This is a genomic window from Streptomyces huasconensis (assembly GCF_021028635.1).
GTDB classification, from domain to species: Bacteria; Actinomycetota; Actinomycetes; order Streptomycetales; family Streptomycetaceae; genus Streptomyces; species Streptomyces huasconensis.
In genome coordinates this window covers 1026891-1044585 of the sequence record NZ_CP086119.1, presented here as the reverse complement: position 1 = coordinate 1044585, position 17695 = coordinate 1026891, and the positions used below count along the sequence as shown (strand labels likewise).

Here is a 17695-nt window from a genome sequence, read left to right as displayed (position 1 = left end):
ACAGGGGAGGAGACCGCCGAGATCGCCCCCCTCGTCGTGGGGCAGCGTAGCGGCCTTGGGTTACGGGGCTGCTGGGAGGGCCGCCTTGCCGCCGCGGGAACAGCCGGGGACCGCGGCCGCTCTCCTACGCCGCCGAGGGGCCGGTCGTCGTCCAGCCCGGGCTCTGGGGGTGCGCGGTGAGGTCCTCGTGGCGGACCGCGTCGCCGCAGGCCGAGCACGTCACCACCGGGACCAGTTCCTGGCCGCAGGAGTGCTCCAGGATCATCGGCCGATCCCCCTCGCCGCGCAGATGACGGTCGCCCCACGCCATGAGCGTCATCAGGACCGGCTCCAGTTCGAGCCCGGCCGGGGTGGGCCGGTACCGGAAGCGCTGCGGGCGCTCGCTGTAGACGACCTTCTCCAGGATGCCCGCCTCCACGAGCCGGCGAAGGCGCGTCGCGAGGATGTCGCGGGGTGCGCCGATGTTGCGTACGAGCTGGTCGAAGCGTTCGTTGCCGAGGCACACCTCACGCAGGACGAGCAGCGAGTACTTCTCGCCGACGAGAGCGAGGGCGTCGGCGATGGAGCAGGGGCGCGGATGCTTCATGCGGGCAGTCTAGAGGGCGGACGAGAGAGGGTTTGATTTTCCAACTGGCAGGGCTATGGTGAGTCCAGATTTCCTACTGACTGGTAGCCCCCGGCACTCCAGGGCCCAGCAGTGCAGTAGCCCAGCAGCCCTCCCGGTAGCGAAAGAGGCCCGCACCATGCGTGACGCCGTCATCGTCGAAGCCGTACGCACCCCCGTCGGCAAGGGCAAGCCCAATGGCGCCCTCGCCGCCGTCCACCCCGTCGAACTCCTCGCCCACACCCTGCGCACCCTCGTCGAACGCAGCGGCATCGACCCCGCCCTGGTCGACGACGTGATCGGCGGCACCGTCGACCAGGTCGGCGAGCAGGCCATGAACACCACCCGCTACGCCGTCCTGTCGGCGGGCTTCCCCGAGTCCGTGCCCGCGACCACCGTCGACCGGCAGTGCGGCTCCTCCCAGCAGGCCGTGCACTTCGCCGCGCAAGGCGTCATGTCGGGGGCGTACGACATGGTCGTGGCCTGCGGTGTGGAGTCGATGAGCCGCGTACCGATGTGGTCGAACGTGCCCGCGGGCGCCGACCCCTTCGGCCCCGGCATCGCCGCGCGCTACCCGGAGGGCCTGGTCCCGCAGGGCATCAGCGCCGAGCTGATCGCCGCCAAGTGGTCCATCGGGCGCGCGGACATGGACGCCTTCGCCACCACCTCGCACCAGCGGGCCGCGCGCGCCTGGGACGCGGGCCTGTTCGACGCCGAGACCGCGCCGATCGCGGGCCTGACCCGTGACGAGTCGGTACGCCCCGCCACCACACCCGAGGTCCTCGCCGGCCTCAAGCCCGCCTACTACGACCCGGCCTTCGGCGAGCGCTTCCCGCAGATCGACTGGTCGGTCACGGCGGGCAACTCCAGCCCCGTCAACGACGGCGCCTCCGCCGTCCTCATCACCACCAGCGAGCACGCGGCCCGGCTCGGCCTGCGCCCGCTCGCCCGGCTGCACAGCTTCGCCGTCACCGGCTCCGACCCGCTCCTCATGCTCACCGGCGTCCTGCCCGCCACCGAGAAGGTGCTGCGCAAGGCGTCACTCACCCTCGACGACATCGACCTGTTCGAGGTCAACGAAGCCTTCGCGAGCGTCGTCCTGGCCTGGCTGCGGGAGACCGGCGCCGACCACAAGAAGGTCAACGTGCACGGCGGCGCCCTCGCGCTCGGCCACCCGCTGGGCGCCAGCGGCACCCGCCTGATGACCACGCTCGTCCACGCGATGCGCGCCCGCGGAGCCCGGTACGGGCTGCAGACCATGTGCGAGGCGGGCGGACTCGCCAACGCCACGGTCCTCGAAGCACTCTGACGGTCCCGTCACCCCGGTCCCGTCGCCTCCGGTCCTGCCTGTGGGTCCCGGACGGCCCCGGTCGGTCAGCGGGCCCCGCGCAAATGGTGCCGCTTGAACCACGCCACCACCGCCCCCGCCAGGCCCGTCACCGCGATGAACCCCATCGCGATCAGGAAGACGGGCGACGTGGGCGTCGAGGCACGGGCGCCCGCGATGACGTACGCCGCCGTGTTCGGGATCGACCCGAGGCCCGTGGCGAGGAGGAACGGCAGCCAGCCCATCCGGGACACCGCCGCGCAGTAGTTGGCGGCGGCGAACGGCACCCCCGGGAAGAGCCGCACGGCCAGCATCGACCGGAAGCCGTGCCGGCTGAACTGGCCGTCCGCCGCCTTCAGCCAGCGCCCCCGCAGCAGTGGCCGCAGCGCGTCCTGGCCCAGCATCCTGCCGAGCCCGAAGGCGATCCCGGCGCCGAACACCGTGCCGGCGATCGCGGCGGCGAGGCCCGCCTGCGAGCCGAAGAGCGCGCCCGCCGCGAGATTGAGCAGCGGCCGCGGCACGAACGCGGCGGTGCACGCCCCGTACGCCACCGCGAACAGGGCCACCGCCGTCGCGCCGCCCAACTGCGCGGGCCAGCCGTCGGAGAGGAGCCGCTGAGGCTCGAACAGCAGCACGCACGTCCCCGCCGCCGCGAGGAGCACCACGAGCAGCGACAGACGTGACCACGGCGAGAGCAGCGCCCTGGTGCAGCGCACGGCGAGGCCCTGTGGCCGGGCGGTTACGGTCTCGAACATCCGGGAAGACTAACCGGCTGATGTGTCTGATCGCCGTATGGTGCGTCTCATGAGCGTCACAGTCCCGAGAAGTGCCCTGGCCGACACGGTGCTCGACCGGCTCGTCGTGACGTACGCCTCGGCGGCCGATCCCCGGCGGGGCGAGCAGATGAGCGCGTACATGAAGGGCATCGCCCCCTTCCTCGGCCTGGCCTCGCCCGCGCGCCGCGAGCTGTCCCGCGCCGTCCTCACCGGCACACCGCACCCCGACGAGACGGACTGCGCGGCCGTCGCGCTGCGCTGCTGGGCACTGCCCGAACGCGAGTACGCCTACTTCGCCGTGGACTACCTGCGCCGTCACGTGCGGCGCTGCTCGTCCGGTTTCCTGCCCGTCGTACGCCATCTGGTGACCACCCGCTCCTGGTGGGACACCGTCGACCTGCTCGCCGCGCACGTCGTCGGAGGGCTGGTCGCCGCCGACCCCCGGCTGCGCGCCGACATGGACGCGTGGATCGAGGACGAGGACCTGTGGGTGGCCCGCACGGCGCTCCTGCACCAGCTGCGCCACAAGGAGGCAACGGATACCGAACGCCTCTTCGCCTACTGCCTGCGCCAGTCGGGGCATCCGGATTTCTTCGTCCGCAAGGCGATCGGCTGGTGCCTGCGCGAGTACGCCAAGACCGACCCGGACGCGGTACGCGCCTTCGTCGAGCGTGAGCGGAACCGGCTCGCACCGCTGTCCGTGCGGGAGGCGTCGAAAAACCTCTGAGCCCGCCGGAGGGCGGCAACTGAGGCCGCACCTCGCCGCGTTCGGCGAAATTCATTCGACGCGGGTGACTCGTGTCGGCGAGGATCGGAGCCATGTTCCGGTACGCCTTCCTCGCAGCCACGCCCGCAGTCGCGGGCGCTGCGAAGGCTGCCGTCGTCGCCCCTGACGCCCCCGACGCCTTCGACGGCGCCCGAAGCTGACCCTCCCCGGAGACTCCGGCGGACCCCGCAGGGGGAGGGTCGGTACGGCTCCGGGGTCCCCGTCCCGACCACGCGCCCGCCGCGGGTCCGGACCACAGCTTCGAGTTCCGGAGAAGGAACCACCATGCCCAAGACGGCTTACGTCCGCACGAAACCGCACCTCAACATCGGCACCATGGGCCACGTCGACCACGGCAAGACGACGCTGACCGCCGCCATCACCAAGGTCCTCAGCGAGCGCGGCACCGGCACCTTCGTCCCCTTCGACCGCATCGACCGGGCGCCGGAGGAGGCGCAGCGCGGCATCACCATCAACATCGCGCACGTCGAGTACGAGACGGACACCCGGCACTACGCGCACGTGGACATGCCGGGCCACGCCGACTACGTCAAGAACATGGTGACCGGCGCCGCCCAGCTCGACGGGGCGATCCTCGTCGTCTCGGCGCTCGACGGGATCATGCCGCAGACCGCCGAGCACGTGCTGCTCGCCCGGCAGGTCGGCGTCGACCACATCGTCGTCGCGCTCAACAAGGCCGACGCCGGGGACGAGGAGCTGACCGACCTCGTGGAGCTGGAGGTGCGCGACCTGCTCTCCCGGCACGGGTACGGGGGCGACTCCGTCCCGGTCGTACGGGTCTCCGGGCTCAGGGCGCTGGAGGGCGACCCGCGGTGGACGGGCGCGGTCGAGGCGCTGCTGGACGCCGTGGACACGTACGTGCCGATGCCCGAGCGCTATCTCGACGCGCCGTTCCTGCTGCCCGTCGAGAACGTGCTCACCATCACCGGACGCGGCACCGTCGTCACCGGCGCCGTCGAGCGCGGCACCGTTCGTCTCGGCGACCGCGTGGAGGTCCTCGGCGCGGACACCGAGACGGTGGTCACCGGCCTGGAGACCTTCGGCAAGCCGATGGAGGAGGCGCAGGCCGGGGACAACGTGGCGCTGCTGCTGCGCGGCCTGCCACGCGACGCCGTACGCCGCGGCCATGTCGTCGCGGCGCCCGGCAGCGTCGGCCCGAAGCGGCGCTTCACCGCACAGGTGTACGTCCTGTCGGCGAGCGAAGGCGGCCGTACGACGCCGATCGCCACGGGGTACCGGCCGCAGTTCTACATCCGCACGGCGGACGTGGTCGGTGACGTCGACCTCGGCGGGGCGGCCGTGGCCCGACCCGGCGAGACGGTCACGATGACGGTCGAACTGGGCCGTGACGTGCCGCTGGAGACCGGCCTCGGCTTCGCGATCCGCGAGGGCGGGCGCACCATCGGCGCGGGCACGGTCACGGAGGTCCTCTGACGGGCCCCGCCGGGGGTCAGCAGCGTTCGCGCAGGGAAACCGGGGCGGTCGACACAGTGCCCGTCGTACGGGTGTGGCCGCCCCGGGTCACCCGCAAGGCGTAGGTGACGCGAACGGTATAGGTGGGATCGCAGTCGGTGACCGTCATGTAGTGCTGTCCCTCGGACCCCGGAGCGCGCGCCCCCTCCTCGTCGAAGCTCTGCTCCGCGAGATCGTCCGTGCGCTCGGCGGCGCCGTCGGGGGCGGCGCGCCAGTGGCCGGCGGGTGTCCGTACCTGGAGGGCGAGGCGGAGACGGAACCGCTCGGGGCGCTCCGCACAGCGCACGTCCATCTCACCCGCGGCCACCGTCCCGGCGTCACCGTCGACGGCGCGCACCAGGCGTTCGGGCATGACGTACTCACAGCCCGCGAAGCCGCGGGTCCTGGTGCCGTTGAGCGTGTCGTCCACGGCTGTCCGCCACACGGTGGCGGCCAGGACCACACCGCCGACCACGGCCAGAAGCAGCGCTCCCACGAGCATGTCGAGCAGCTTCCTTCTCCGCATCCCCGGAGCATCGCAGAAGCAGGCGCACGGCGAGAACACGGGGTGATCTCCGCCGGGGAGGGGGCGGCACAATGGAGCCCGTGGACGAGTACGAGCACGAGTTCGAGACGGGCGCGGGGGCCGAGCCTCCGGACGAGGCGACTCCGGTGACGCGCGAGGTGGATCACGGCACCGCCAAGCTGATGCCCGACGTCGACCGGGCGCGGGCCTGGCTGCTCACCGTCGACGGGGCGCCGCAGTCGTACGTGGACCTGGACGCGCCGACCCATCTGGAGTTCGAGTACGCGCGCCGGCTCGCCCACGTCCTGGACACCGCGGCCGCGCCGGGCCGCCCCCTCGACGTCACCCACCTCGGCGGCGGCGCCCTCACCCTGCCCCGCTATGTCGCCGCCACCCGCCCCGGCTCCCGGCAGGACGTCGTCGAGGCCGACCGGGGGCTGCTGCGGCTGGTCGCCGAACAGCTGCCGTGGGAGCGCGACTCGGGCATCACCGTGCACGGCGCGGACGCCCGGCAGTGGCTCGACGCGGCGCCCGACGACAGCGCCGACCTCCTCGTCGCCGACGTCTTCGGCGGCTCCCGCGTCCCCGCCCACCTCACGGCCGTCGCCTACGCCAGGGCCGCCGAGCGCGTGCTGCGCCCGGACGGCGTGTACGCGGCGAACCTCGCCGACGGCGCGCCCTTCGCCTTCCTCCGCTCCCAACTCGCCACCTTCGCCGAGGTCTTCGAGGAGCTGGCGCTGATCGCCGAGCCGTCCGTGCTGCGCGGCCGCCGCTTCGGGAACGCGGTGCTCATCGCCTCGCACGCACCCCTCGACATCGCGGCCCTCGCCCGGCGCGCGGCGTCCGACACCTTCCCCGCCCGCGTCGAGCACGGCGCGGCGCTGCGGCGTCTCGTCGGGGACGCGAAGGCCGTGCGTGACGAGGACGCCGTGCCGTCACCGGAGCCGCCGGGCGGGGCCTTCAGCATCGGCTGAATCGGGGTGTCCGGTGAGCACACCGTGCCCTCAGCCGAGCCGCCCGGCGGGGGTCTCCGCGTCGGTCGAGGCCACCGGGTCCGCCACGCGGGGCGCGGGCAGGACGGTCACCTCCTTCGTACGCCGTGTCAGATGGCGTACGTCGGGGACGAACAGGACCGCCGCCGTCACGAGCACCACGAGCAGCGCGCAGCCCCACAGGGACGGGCCGCGGCCGAACGCGGACTCCGCGGGGCCGGCCAGGGCCGTGGCCAGCGGCACCATCGCGACCGAGCCGAACCAGTCGTAGGCGGAGACCCGCGACAGCTTCTCCTCCGGGATCTCCTGGTGCATCGCGGTCATCCAGGAGACGCCGAACACCTCGATCGCCACGCCGCTGACGAACATCACCGCGGCGAGCCCGGCCACCGGCAGCGGCACGGCCAGCGCCGCCGAGGGCGCGGCCAGCGGGAAGACGCAGAGAGTCCCCGCGAGCAGCAGCCGACGCGGCTTCCAGCGCATCATCAGGATCGCGCCGCCCACCGTGCCCGCGCCGAAAGCGCCGAGCGCGAGGCCCCACGGCCCCGCGCCGCCCAGCTCGTCCCGGGCGACCAGCGGGCCGAACACCGACTCGGCGGCGCCGACCACCGCCACCACGACCGAGAACTGCGCCACGATCGACCAGAGCCAGGGGCGGCCGGTGAACTCCCGCCAGCCGTCCCGCAGATCGGAGAGGAGTCCGCCGCCGGGCGCGCGTTCCGGTATGTGGCTGACGTCGAGGAAGGAACGCAGCGCTCCCGCCAGGGCGAACGCCGCCGCGTCCACCGCGAGGACCCAGCCGGGGCCGATCGCCGCGACCATCAGGCCGCCGAGCGCGGCGCCGCCGAGGCCCGCCCCCTGCATCGCCATCCGGTACAGCGCGAAGGCCCGGCTGACCTGTTCGCCGCTGACCGACGACATCAGCATGCCCTCGGCCGCGGGGCCGAAGAAGGCCTGGCCGACGCCACCGAGACCGGTGAGCAGCATCATCTGCCACAGCTGCGGCTCGCCCGCGATGACGAGCACGGCGAACGCCGCCTGCGACACGCAGTTGAGGGCGTTGGCGGCGACCATCACATGGTGGCGCGGCAGCCGGTCGGCGACGGCCCCGCCGATGAGCAGGAACAGCACGAGCGGCAGTGTCCGCGCGGCCGCGACGAGCCCGACGTCCCCGCCGTCGCCCCCGGCGTCCAGGACGGCGAACGCCGCCGCGATCAACGCCCCGTGGCTCCCGAGGTTCGTCACGATCGCGGCGGCGGTCAGCAGCGTGTAGTTGCGGCCCGCCCAACTGGGGCGGCGACGCGGCACGGAGGCAGGTTTCGTCACCCCGGGACTATGACCGGGGGCCGGGGCACTTGCCAAACCGTTTGTTCCCGTGGCTCGAACGGTGGTTCTCGTGGCTCAGAACGCGCCGCGTGACCCCGGGGAGAACCGCGACTCAGGACTCCTCGGCCGCGGCCTCGCTCCACCGCACGGTGGCCAGGATCTTCTTCACCATGGCGTCGGAGACCTCTTCCTTGACGCCCTTGGCGCCGTAGAGGGTCCAGGCCACGTACTCGCCCGCCTCGTTCTTGAAGGCGAACGTGGTGGCCTTGCCCTCCGAGTCGCACTTGGCGGACGTGGCGGCGCCGGACGTCGTCGATGTCGCGAGGCTGCCCTTGACGCCGGACTTGGTGGTGTACTCCTCCACGTCGCTGATCTTGATCTTCTTCTTGTCGGCCTTGGTCTGCTCGGTGTAGCCGCCGAAGACCCACCAGGCCGAGTCGTTGCGCGCGACGTCCTTGGTGTTCTTGGCGCCGTTCTGGCCCTTGGTGCCGACGACGGCCAGCGAGGTGTCCTCGGGCTCGCCGTCCTTGTCGTCGTCCGACGTGCACCACTTCTCTTTGTAGACCGCGGGCGCGGACATGCCGATGATCGTCTTCGAGCCCTGGTCCTTGCGGTCGTCGAAGCCGGTGAAGGTGTCGGGCGTCTCGACCTTCCAGTCGGCGGGGACGTCGAAGGCGGTGCCCCACTTGGGGTTCACCACGACCTGCCAGCCGGGGATCGTCGGCTTGTCCTCGCCGCCCTCGCCGCGCTCGTTCCCGCCCGTGGTGGGCGTCGGGTCCGGCTTCTCCGTCGCGGACTTCGCGGGCTTCGCCGGACCCGCCTTGTCGTCCTTGCCGTCTTCGTCACCGCCGAGGACCAGGAAGCCGGTGACACCGGCCGCCACCAGCACGGCCAGCGAGGCGACGATGGCGGTGATCTTCGTCTTGTCGCCGCCGCCCCCGCCCTGACCGCCGGTACCCGGCTGCGGCAGCACGGGCGGCGGCGTCGGAGCGGACCACTGCGGCTGCTCGGGCCGCGAGAACCCGCCCGAGTGCGGCTGCTGGTGGCCACCGGCGGGCGGCTGCTGCGGGTAGCCGCCCGTGGGCTGCTGCTGATACCCCGGCTGCTGGTAGGGGTTCGGTGCCTGGTACCCCGGCTGCTGGTACGGGTTCTGACTCTGGTCCTGCGGGTTCTGCTCGCCCCCGGGCGGCTGCTGTTCTGGCCACATGGCCAGTAACCATAGAGGTGCCGGGGGCCGGGTGCCACGGGCAGCCCCGCCGGGGCCGGCACCGGTCCGCCGCCGGCGGGTGCGACGTACGGCGAACCGTACGGAGAAAGGGGCGGAAAGCGTCAGGATTCCGTCGCCTCGCCGTGGGTGCGCACCGTGCTGAGGATCTTCATGACCGTCTCCTCGGATATCTCGTCCTTCACCCCGCGCGCTCCGTAGAGGCTCCACGCGACGTAGTCGCCCGCGGCGTTCTTGAAGCCGAAGGTGATCGCCTTGCCGTCGGAGGCGCACTTGCCCCGCTGGGGCGTGTTCCTGGACTCGGCGCGGGCGATGCTGCCCTTGATGCCGGACGCGGTGGTGTACGGCTGTGCCTTCTCGTCGGAGGTGAAGCTTTTCTTGTCCGGCTGCGTGTAAGCGGCGTAGACCCACCAGGCGACCTGGTTGACCGCGACCTGGTCGGTGTTCTTCGCGCCCTTGGCGCCCTTGGTGCCGACGGCGGCGAGTTCGTGGTCCTCGCTCCTGCCGTCCTTGTCGTCGTCGGTGACGCACCACGTGGGCTTGAGGTATGCGGGCGCCGACATCGTCATGAGCGGCTTGCCGGTCTCGTTGTCCTCGTAGGCGATCGCGGACCCGGGGTTCTGCACCTCCCACTCGGGCGGTACGTCGAAGGCCGTGCCCCACCGGGGGTTCACCACGACGTGCCAGCCCTTGATGGTCGGCTTGAGGCCGTTGTCCGTACCGCGCTCGCTGTCGTCGCCGTCGTCCGGGGCGGCACCCGGGCTCGCAGGGGCGGCCTGCGAGGGGGAGCCGGCCCGGGTGTCCTTCTCGTCCCTGTCGTCCTTGTCGCCGCCGAGGACCAGGAACCCGGTCACGCCCGCGGCGACGACCACGGCGGCCGCCATGACGACGGAGACGACCTTGACCCTGCCGGTGCCTTTGCCGCCGCCCCCCTGAGGCTGCCCCTGAGGCGCGGCCACCGGCTGCTGGTAGGGGTTGGGCGCCTGATACCCCGGCTGCTGATAGGGGTTCGGTGCCTGGTATCCCGGCTGCCGGTACGGGTTCTGACTCTGGTCCCGCGGGTTCTGCTCGCCCCCGGGCGGCTGCTGTCCTGGCCACATGGCCGCACACGATACGGGGAGCGACCGTTCAAGATCACATCACCCCGGAGGCCGGACGGGGCCCCGCGCGGCCGGTCAGCTCTCGGGCATCTCGTACTCGCGCACCGTCGAGAGGATCTTCCGCACGGTCGCGTCCGGCAGCTCCTCCCGTACGCCCTTCGCGCCGTGGAAGGACCAGGAGGCGATCTTCCCGGCGGAGTCCTCGAAGGCGAACACCGTGGCCTTGCCGTCGGAGTCGCACGCGCCCTGCTGGTCGGCACCCGTCGAAGTGGCGCTCGCCAGGCTGCCCTTGAGGCCCGACTTCGTGGTGTACGACTCCACGGGGCCGGTGGTGACCTTCTTCTTGTCGGGCTGGGTGTAAGCGCCGTAGACCCACATGGTCGCGTCGTTCCGCGCGACCTGCTCGGTGCTCTTGGCGCCCTTGTTGCCGCGGGTGCCCGCGGCGGCCAGCGGGACGTAGTCCTTGGTCCCGTCCTTGTCCTCGTCGCTTCCGCACCACCGCTCCTTGAAGTAGGCGGGGGCGGCGTAGGCGACGAGGAACGGCGCCGACTCGTCGTCGGCGTCCTTGTCCTCCACGTATCCGCCGGCCCAGTCCCGCGATTCCAGGGACCACTCGGGAGGCACGTCGAAGGCGATGCCGCGCTTGGGGTTCACGACGACCTTCCAGCCCGGCACGGTCGGGCCGGGCTCGGCCCCCGCGCGCGGGTGGTCGGCGGAGCCGGAGACGGACGGGCCGGGCGCCGAACTGGACTCGGCCGGGCCCGGCTTCGCGGTGTCGTCCTTGCCGCCGCCGAGGAGCAGGGCCCCAGTGGCGCCCGCGGCCACCACGACGGCCGCCGCCGCGGTGAGGGCGATCACCTTGGTCCGCCTGCCGCCGCCGCGAGGGGGCTCGGGCGCGCCGCCGCGCGGCTGCCCGGGCATGGTGGGCGCGTCCCAAGGGGTTTGCTGCGCATAGGGGTTGGGCTGCTGGTACCCCGGCTGCCGGTACGGGTTCGGCTCTCGGCCCGACTGGTTCTGTTCGCCCCCGGGCGGCTGCTGTCCATGCCACATGGGCGTCCACGATAGGGGACGGTGATCCGCCTGGCGGAGGGGCCTGGCCAGGGGACGCTACTCGTGGGTAACATCGCCGCCATGAGCGCAGACAAGATGTCGATCGGCGAGATGCTCGCCGCCACGGTGCCGATGGCCAGGACCCTGAACCTGGAGTTCCGGGAGACCGCGCCGGACAAGGCCGTCGTGGCCCTGCCCGACCAGAGCGAGTACCACAACCACGTCGGCGGCCCGCACGCCGGCGCCATGTTCACGCTGGGCGAGTCCGCGAGCGGGGCCATCGTCCTCGCCGCGTTCGGCGCGCAGCTCTCCCGCGCCGTGCCGCTCGCCGTCAGCGCCGAGATCGCGTACAAGAAGCTCGCCATGGGCCCCGTGACGGCCACGGCGACGCTCGGCCGCCCGGCGCGGGACGTGATCGCCGAACTCGACGCCGGACAGCGCCCCGAGTTCCCGGTCGCCGTCGAGATCCGCCGCGCGGACGGCGCGGTGACCGGCGAGATGACCGTCCTGTGGACCCTCAGGCCCAACGACCCCAGCTGACGGCGGCCGGGCGCGGGTGGCGCCGTGCCGTCCAGGTGATCCCGGACCGGTAGGCTGCGCGGGCGTGCGCTGTCCGAGGGCGCGTATGCCGGGGGCAGGCACTGGAACTACGGGAGGAACCGGCGTTGCACGTCCAGGAGTGGCTGGAGCAGGTACCGGCCGTCAGCATCTACGCGCTGGTGGGAGTCGTCATCGGCCTGGAGAGCCTGGGCATTCCGCTGCCCGGTGAGATCGTCCTGGTCTCCGCGGCCCTCCTGTCCTCCCAGCACGGTGACATCGACCCGGTCATCCTGGGCGCCTGCGCCACCGCGGGCGCCATCATCGGCGACTCCATCGGGTACGCCATCGGCCGCAAGGGCGGCCGACCACTGCTGGCCTGGCTGGAGCGGAAGTTCCCCAAGCACTTCAGCGCGGCCAACGTCGCGAGCTGCGAGCGGTCCTTCCAGAAGTGGGGCATGTGGGCGGTCTTCTTCGGCCGCTTCGTCGCCCTGCTGCGCATCTTCGCCGGGCCGCTCGCGGGCGTCCTGCGCATGCCGTACTGGAAGTTCCTGATCGCCAACGTCCTCGGCGGCATCGTCTGGGCGGGCGGCACCACCGCCGTCATCTATTACATCGGCGTGGTCGCCGAGGACTGGCTGAAGCGCTTCTCCTACCTGGGGCTCGCCATCGCCGTCCTGATCGGCGCAGGCTCCATGCTGTTCGTCAAGCGCCGGGCGAAGAAGGCGGCCGCCGAGGCCGCGGCCGCCGGGCCCGTGGCGGCCGAGCCGCAGCCCGTCGGCGTCGGCGACTGAGCGGACGGGGTCACCCGGCGGCGTGCGCGTCGCGGTGGGCCCCGGCCAGTTCGACGTACATCGTGCCGTTGAGCGAGATGCCCTCGCGCTCCTCGTCGGTGAGCTGCCTGCGCACCTTGGCGGGTACGCCCGCGACGAGTGAGCCCGGGGGCACCCGCATCCCCTGCGGCACCAGGGCCTGCGCGGCGACCAGGGAACCGGCACCGATCACCGCGCCGTTGAGGACGGTCGCGCCCATCCCGATCAGACTGTCGTCCTCGACGGTGCACCCGTGCAGCACGGCGTTGTGCCCGACCGAGACGCGCTCGCCGATCGTGATGGGGAAGCCCGGGTCGACGTGCAGGCTGCAGTTGTCCTGGATGTTGCTGTCGGCGCCCACGAGGATGGGCCCGCAGTCGGCGCGCAGCACCGCGCCGTACCAGGCGCTGGCCCCGGCGTGCAGCGTCACCTCGCCCAGCACGACCGAGGTCGGCGCGGTGAACGCCTGAGGGTCGATCTTCGGACTCTTGCCGCCGATGCCGGTGATGAGTGCCTCGTGGCCCATCGACTCGCTCCCCGCTTCTGTACGTCTTCTTCCGTGGTGTCGCGCCTGACGGCACCGTACGGGACGGCACGGCGCGCGCGGTCGGGTGGGGTGAAGATCACAGGCCCTGGGCCTGCGGGGGCCGGAGGCTCTGAGTAACGTGAGCGCGTGCCGAAGAACAGGAACACGTTCTCATCCCTGGCCGCCGCGCCGCGCCGTCTCGCGCAGCGCGCGGTCCACTCGGGCTGGGCGTGGGTGCAGCGCACGGGCGCGGTGACCGCCGCGCACCCGGGGCGGCTGCGGTTCGGTGCGATCGGTGCGGGCACGAAGCTCGCCTTCCCGCAGGGCACGGTCTTCGGCGAGCCGTGGATACGCCTCGGCGACCACTGCATCGTCGGCGAGCACGTGACGCTCACCGCGGGCATGATGCCGGACCTCGACCTCGGCCCCGACCCCATCCTGCGCATCGGCAACGGCGTCGTGCTCGGCCGCGGCAGCCACGTCATCGCCGACACGACGGTGACGATAGGCGACGACTGCTACTTCGGGCCGTACGTCTACGTGACCTCCACCAACCACTCCTACGACGATCCGCACACGCCCATCGGCAAGCAGTGGCCGCGGATGGACCCGGTGGAGATCGGGCCCGGGTGCTGGGTGGGGACGGGCGCGGTGATCCTGCCGGGAGCGCGGATCGGGCGCAACGTCGTCGTCGCCGCGGGGGCGGTGGTGCGCGGGGAGGTCCCCGACCACGCGGTGGTGGCGGGGGCGCCGGCGCGGGTCGTCCGTACCTGGGACGCGGAGTCGGGGTGGCAGCCGCCGCTGCGTACGCCCGCGCCGGTGCCCATCCCCGAGGGGGTCACGCCGGAGCAGTTGATCGCGCTGGGGGAGATGGGGGAGGCGTAACTGCGAGGCGGTCCTGGAGAGGCCTCGCAGTACAGTGTGGTGAACTGGCGGGAACCATCGGGTGGACCGCACGGTAGTTCAGTACAGTGAACTTCGTCATCCAGAATATTGGACGGAATGTGTCGGACCTCGATCAGCTGACCCAGTCGCTCGCGCGCAACCTCAAGCGGTGGCGGAACGAAAGAGGCTTCACCCTCGACGCCCTCGCGGCCCGGGCCGGTGTGAGCCGCGGCATGATCATCCAGATCGAGCAGGCCAGGACCAACCCCAGCGTGGGCATCACGGTGAAGCTCGCGGACGCGCTGGGCATCAGCATCACCACCCTCCTCGACCGCGAACAGGGCCCGCACGTCCGCCTCGTACCGCCCGAGCAGGCCGTGCGCATGTGGTCCACGGAAGCCGGCAGCAACACCACGCTCCTGGTCGGCGCCGAGGCCCGCGGCCCCTTCGAGCTGTGGTCCTGGCTCCTGATGCCGGGCGAGGGCAGCGAGTCCGACGCGCATCCGCCGGGCACCGTCGAGCTGCTGCACGTCTCGCGGGGCGAGCTGACGCTCGTCGTGGACGGCGTCGAGCACGTCGTCGCGGCGGGGACGGCCGCCACCTTCGAGGCCAACGCCCCGCACGCCTACCGCAACCAGGGCGCCGAGCCCCTCGAAATGACGATGTCGGTCTCGGTGCCGCCCGCCCACGCGGCCTCCTACTGACGGCTGTTACCGTGCCGCCATGCGCGCTCCTCTCGGTGATTTCGACGTCGTCCACCCCGCCCCCGAGGTCCTCGGCCTGCTGGTCGCGCCCGTCGCGGAAGCCGTACGCGGATGGAGCGGCCCCGTCCCGGCCGACGAGCTGATCCACGTCGACACCGACCCGCGGTGGGCCGACACCGCCACGTTCCTGGAGCACTACGGCCCCGAGCTGCTCGATCAGTCCGCGAACTGCGTCGTCGTCGCGGGCAAGCGCGGCGGCGAGACCACGTTGGCCGCCTGCGTCGTGCTGTCGGGCACCCGCGTGGACGTCAACGGCGTCGTCCGCCGTCAACTCGGGGCGCGCAAGGCCTCGTTCGCGCCGATGGACACGGCGACCGGTGAGACCGGCATGGAGTACGGCGGCATCACGCCCATCGGGCTGCCCGCCGGCTGGCTGCTGCTCGTCGACGCCGCCGTCGCCGACCTGCCGTACGTCCTTGTCGGCAGCGGCAGCCGCCGCGGCAAGCTCATCGTGCCGGGCAAGGTCTTCGCCGCGCTGCCGAACGCGGTGGTCATCGAGGGGCTCGGCGTCGCCGGCTGAGGGGGTTCAGACGTCCAGGCCGCCGCGCGCGACCAGTTGCCGGGCGATCACATTGCGCTGGATCTCGTTGGTGCCCTCGCCGACGATCATCAACGGCGCGTCGCGGAAGTAGCGTTCGACGTCGAAGTCGGTCGAGTAGCCGTTGCCGCCGTGGATGCGGACCGCGTCCAGCGCGATCCGCATCGCCGTCTCCGACGCGAACAGCTTGGCCATGCCGGCCTCCATGTCGACGCGCCGCCCCGCGTCGGCCTCCCGGGCCGCGTGCAGGGTCAGCTGGCGGGCGGCGGAGAGGGAAGTCGCCATGTCCGCCAGGTAGTTGCCGATGGACTGGTGCCGCCAGATCGGCACGCCGAACGACTCGCGCTGCTGGGCGTAGCGCAGCGCGTCCTCGAACGCGGCGCGCCCCACGCCGAGCGCGCGAGCGGCCACCTGCAGCCGCCCGGTCTCCAGGCCCTTCATCATCTGCCCGAACCCCCGGCCCTCGACGCCGCCGAGCAGCGCCTCCGCCGGGGCACGGTGGTCGACGAAGGACAGCTCGCAGCTCTCCACGCCCTTGTAGCCGAGCTTCGGCAGGTCGCGTGAGACGGTCAGGCCGGGGCCGTGCTCGACGAGCAGGACCGAGATGCCGCGATGGCGGGGCTCGGCCTGCGGGTCGGTCTTGCAGAGCAGCGCGATCAGCCGGGAGCGGCGGGCGTTGGTGATCCAGGTCTTCCCGCCGTTGATCACATACCCCGTGCCGTCCTCGGCGCGGCGCGCGACCGTGCGCAGCGCCTGGAGGTCGGAGCCGCCGCCCGGCTCGGTCAGCGCCATCGTCGCCCGCACCTCGCCGGTGGCCATGCGGGGCAACCAGCGGCGCCGCTGCGCGTCGGTGCCGAAGCGCGCGAGCAGCCCGGCGACGACCGTGTGGCCGCCCAGCGCGCCCGCCAGGCTCATCCAGCCGCGCGCCAGCTCCTCGGTGACCAGGACGTGGCAGGGGGCGGAGAGGGGGGTGCCGCCGTACTCCTCGGGGACGGCGAGCCCGAAGAGGCCCAGCTCCTTCATGCCCTCGACGAGCGCTTCGGGACAGGTGTCGGAGTGCTCCAGCTCCCGGACGACGGGCCGGACCCGGCGGTCCACGAACTCCCGTACGGTCGTGACGGCCAGCCGCTCGTCCGGCGGGAGGGTGTCCAGGGCGCTCACCGGCAGACCCCCTCCGCGAGCAGCCGGGCGATCTCGTCCGGGCCGCGCCCCAGCTCGGCGAGGATCGCCTCGGTGTGCTCGCCCGCCGCCGGCACCGGGTCCATCCGCGGGCTCACCCCGGAGAGGTCCGCGGGCGGCAGCAGTGCCTGTACGGGTGACGGCGCCCCCGGCACCCGTACGTCCTGCCAGCGGCCGCGCTCCGTCAGGACGGGGTGGCCGAGGAACTCATGGACCGAGTTCACCCCCGCGTTGGCGACGTTGGCCCGGTCGAGCAGCTTCATCGCCTCGTCGCCGCCCAGTTCACCGAAGCGTCCGGCGATGATCGCGTCGAGGGCGTCCCGGTGCGCGACGCGGTCGGAGCCGGTGGCGAACCGCGGGTCGGCGGCCAGCTCGGGGCGGCCGAGGAACTCCCGGCACAGGGCGGCCCACTCGCGTTCGTTCTGCACAGACAGCAGGACGTCCTTGCCGTCGGCGGCGGTGAATGGGCCGTACGGCGCGACCGTCGCGTGCCGGGCGCCGACGCGGGGCGGCTGCGTGCCGCCGTACCGCGTGTAGTAGGCGGGCTGGCTCATCCACTCGGCGAGCGCGTCGAAGAGGGAGACCTCGACGGCCGGGGCGCGGCCGGTCGTCGCCCGGGTGAACAGCGCCGAGAGGATGCCGCTGTAGGCGTACATGCCGCCCGCGATGTCGGCCACCGAGATGCCCACGCGCACCGCCTCGTCCGGGGTGCCGGTGAGCTGGAGCAGCCCCGTCTGGCACTGCACGAGCAGGTCGTACGCCTTGCGGTCCGCCCAGGGGCCGTCGGTGCCGTATCCGCTGACGGTGCAGGGGATGAGGGAGGGGTGGCGGGCCTGGAGTTCTTCGGCGCCCAGACCCAGGCGGGCGGCGGCGCCGGGGGCGAGGTTCTGCACGAACACGTCCGCGCCCGCGATGAGTTCGGCGAGGATGCCTCGGCCCTCCCCGGACTTCAGGTCGAGGGTGAGGGACTCCTTGGAGCGGTTCAGCCAGACGAAGTAGCTGGCCTGGCCGTGCACCGTGGTGTCGTACCGCCGTGCGAAGTCACCGCCGCCGGGCCGCTCGACCTTGATGACGCGCGCGCCCAGATCGGCGACCTGCCGGGTGGCGAAGGGCGCGGCGACGGCCTGCTCAAGGCTGACGACGGTGATACCGGCGAGCGGGAGGGGAGGTGGCATGCGGCGTTTGTACGGCCTGACCTGGGGGCGGGTCAATGGGAACCGGCCGGGGCGGACGCCGCGGAAGCCGCAAGAGGCCGGAAACGGCCGGAGGGGAGTGCGGCCCGCCGACCG

19 protein-coding genes are annotated in these 17695 nt (G+C 72.5%); 9 read left to right on the top strand and 10 right to left on the bottom strand.

What is annotated here, in order from left to right:
* Nucleotides 1–124: 124 nt before the first annotated feature.
* Nucleotides 125–586: a winged helix-turn-helix transcriptional regulator gene (locus J2N69_RS04625; protein WP_230899597.1), complete on the bottom strand. Its 462-nt coding sequence runs from the start codon at nt 584–586 to the stop codon at nt 125–127.
* Nucleotides 587–743: 157 nt separating this feature from the next.
* Between J2N69_RS04625 and J2N69_RS04620 the strand changes: the two genes are divergently transcribed.
* A complete protein-coding gene (locus tag J2N69_RS04620; RefSeq protein ID WP_230899596.1) occupies nt 744–1913 on the top strand; it encodes a thiolase family protein in 1170 nt (389 codons plus the stop codon).
* Between the two features lie 65 nt (nt 1914–1978).
* Here the strand turns inward: J2N69_RS04620 and J2N69_RS04615 are convergent, their stop codons facing one another.
* Nucleotides 1979–2686, bottom strand: a complete 708-nt coding sequence (locus J2N69_RS04615; RefSeq protein WP_230899595.1) for a TVP38/TMEM64 family protein — start codon at nt 2684–2686, stop codon at nt 1979–1981.
* Between the two features lie 49 nt (nt 2687–2735).
* Here J2N69_RS04615 and J2N69_RS04610 point away from each other — a divergent pair, with 49 nt between their 5' ends.
* Nucleotides 2736–3434: a DNA alkylation repair protein gene (locus tag J2N69_RS04610; protein WP_230899594.1), complete on the top strand. Its 699-nt coding sequence runs from the start codon at nt 2736–2738 to the stop codon at nt 3432–3434.
* A 324-nt stretch (nt 3435–3758) separates the two neighbouring features.
* On the top strand, nt 3759–4928 hold the full coding sequence (gene tuf, locus J2N69_RS04605) for an elongation factor Tu (protein ID WP_230899593.1): 1170 nt from the start codon (nt 3759–3761) through the stop codon (nt 4926–4928).
* A gap of 16 nt (nt 4929–4944) precedes the next feature.
* Here the strand turns inward: tuf and J2N69_RS04600 are convergent, their stop codons facing one another.
* The gene (locus tag J2N69_RS04600) at nt 4945–5472 is read right to left on the bottom strand and encodes a hypothetical protein (RefSeq protein ID WP_230899592.1); all 528 of its coding nucleotides are present in this window, start codon (nt 5470–5472) and stop codon (nt 4945–4947) included.
* 182 nt (nt 5473–5654) lie between these two features.
* On the opposite strand from J2N69_RS04600, the gene J2N69_RS04595 reads away from it, so the two are divergent.
* Entirely contained in the window at nt 5655–6446 is a 792-nt protein-coding gene (locus J2N69_RS04595; protein WP_230904579.1) for a spermidine synthase, read from the top strand.
* Nucleotides 6447–6476: 30 nt separating this feature from the next.
* Here the strand turns inward: J2N69_RS04595 and J2N69_RS04590 are convergent, their stop codons facing one another.
* The 4 genes from J2N69_RS04590 to J2N69_RS04575 form a co-directional block, all read right to left on the bottom strand.
* Nucleotides 6477–7790: an MFS transporter gene (locus J2N69_RS04590; protein ID WP_230899591.1), complete on the bottom strand. Its 1314-nt coding sequence runs from the start codon at nt 7788–7790 to the stop codon at nt 6477–6479.
* Between the two features lie 112 nt (nt 7791–7902).
* Complete coding sequence (locus J2N69_RS04585; RefSeq protein ID WP_230899590.1) at nt 7903–8997, bottom strand: DUF8017 domain-containing protein; 1095 nt, start codon at nt 8995–8997, stop codon at nt 7903–7905.
* A gap of 122 nt (nt 8998–9119) precedes the next feature.
* Nucleotides 9120–10115: a DUF8017 domain-containing protein gene (locus tag J2N69_RS04580; protein ID WP_230899589.1), complete on the bottom strand. Its 996-nt coding sequence runs from the start codon at nt 10113–10115 to the stop codon at nt 9120–9122.
* Between the two features lie 75 nt (nt 10116–10190).
* Entirely contained in the window at nt 10191–11165 is a 975-nt protein-coding gene (locus tag J2N69_RS04575; protein ID WP_230899588.1) for a DUF8017 domain-containing protein, read from the bottom strand.
* Nucleotides 11166–11261: 96 nt separating this feature from the next.
* Between J2N69_RS04575 and J2N69_RS04570 the strand changes: the two genes are divergently transcribed.
* Nucleotides 11262–11705: a DUF4442 domain-containing protein gene (locus J2N69_RS04570; protein ID WP_230904578.1), complete on the top strand. Its 444-nt coding sequence runs from the start codon at nt 11262–11264 to the stop codon at nt 11703–11705.
* 125 nt (nt 11706–11830) lie between these two features.
* Nucleotides 11831–12496, top strand: coding sequence for a DedA family protein (locus J2N69_RS04565; protein ID WP_230899587.1), 666 nt, complete (start codon nt 11831–11833; stop codon nt 12494–12496).
* 10 nt (nt 12497–12506) lie between these two features.
* Here J2N69_RS04565 and J2N69_RS04560 read toward each other — a convergent pair whose 3' ends face one another.
* The gene (locus J2N69_RS04560) at nt 12507–13040 is read right to left on the bottom strand and encodes a gamma carbonic anhydrase family protein (protein WP_230899586.1); all 534 of its coding nucleotides are present in this window, start codon (nt 13038–13040) and stop codon (nt 12507–12509) included.
* Nucleotides 13041–13187: 147 nt separating this feature from the next.
* On the opposite strand from J2N69_RS04560, the gene J2N69_RS04555 reads away from it, so the two are divergent.
* The 3 genes from J2N69_RS04555 (at nt 13188) to J2N69_RS04545 (ending at nt 15209) form a co-directional block, all read left to right on the top strand.
* Nucleotides 13188–13925 (top strand): acyltransferase, encoded by a 738-nt coding sequence (locus J2N69_RS04555; protein WP_230899585.1) that lies wholly within the window; start codon nt 13188–13190, stop codon nt 13923–13925.
* Nucleotides 13926–14044: 119 nt separating this feature from the next.
* On the top strand, nt 14045–14629 hold the full coding sequence (locus tag J2N69_RS04550; protein ID WP_230899584.1) for a helix-turn-helix domain-containing protein: 585 nt from the start codon (nt 14045–14047) through the stop codon (nt 14627–14629).
* Nucleotides 14630–14648: 19 nt separating this feature from the next.
* Nucleotides 14649–15209 (top strand): YbaK/EbsC family protein, encoded by a 561-nt coding sequence (locus tag J2N69_RS04545; RefSeq protein WP_230899583.1) that lies wholly within the window; start codon nt 14649–14651, stop codon nt 15207–15209.
* 6 nt (nt 15210–15215) lie between these two features.
* On the opposite strand, the gene J2N69_RS04540 is transcribed toward J2N69_RS04545, so the two are convergent.
* Together J2N69_RS04540 and J2N69_RS04535 are read right to left on the bottom strand one after the other, a co-directional pair.
* On the bottom strand, nt 15216–16388 hold the full coding sequence (locus J2N69_RS04540; RefSeq protein WP_230899582.1) for an acyl-CoA dehydrogenase family protein: 1173 nt from the start codon (nt 16386–16388) through the stop codon (nt 15216–15218).
* Complete coding sequence (locus J2N69_RS04535) at nt 16385–17581, bottom strand: CaiB/BaiF CoA transferase family protein (RefSeq protein WP_230899581.1); 1197 nt, start codon at nt 17579–17581, stop codon at nt 16385–16387. Before J2N69_RS04535 ends, J2N69_RS04540 begins: the two co-directional genes overlap by 4 nt.
* Nucleotides 17582–17695: the final 114 nt, after the last annotated feature.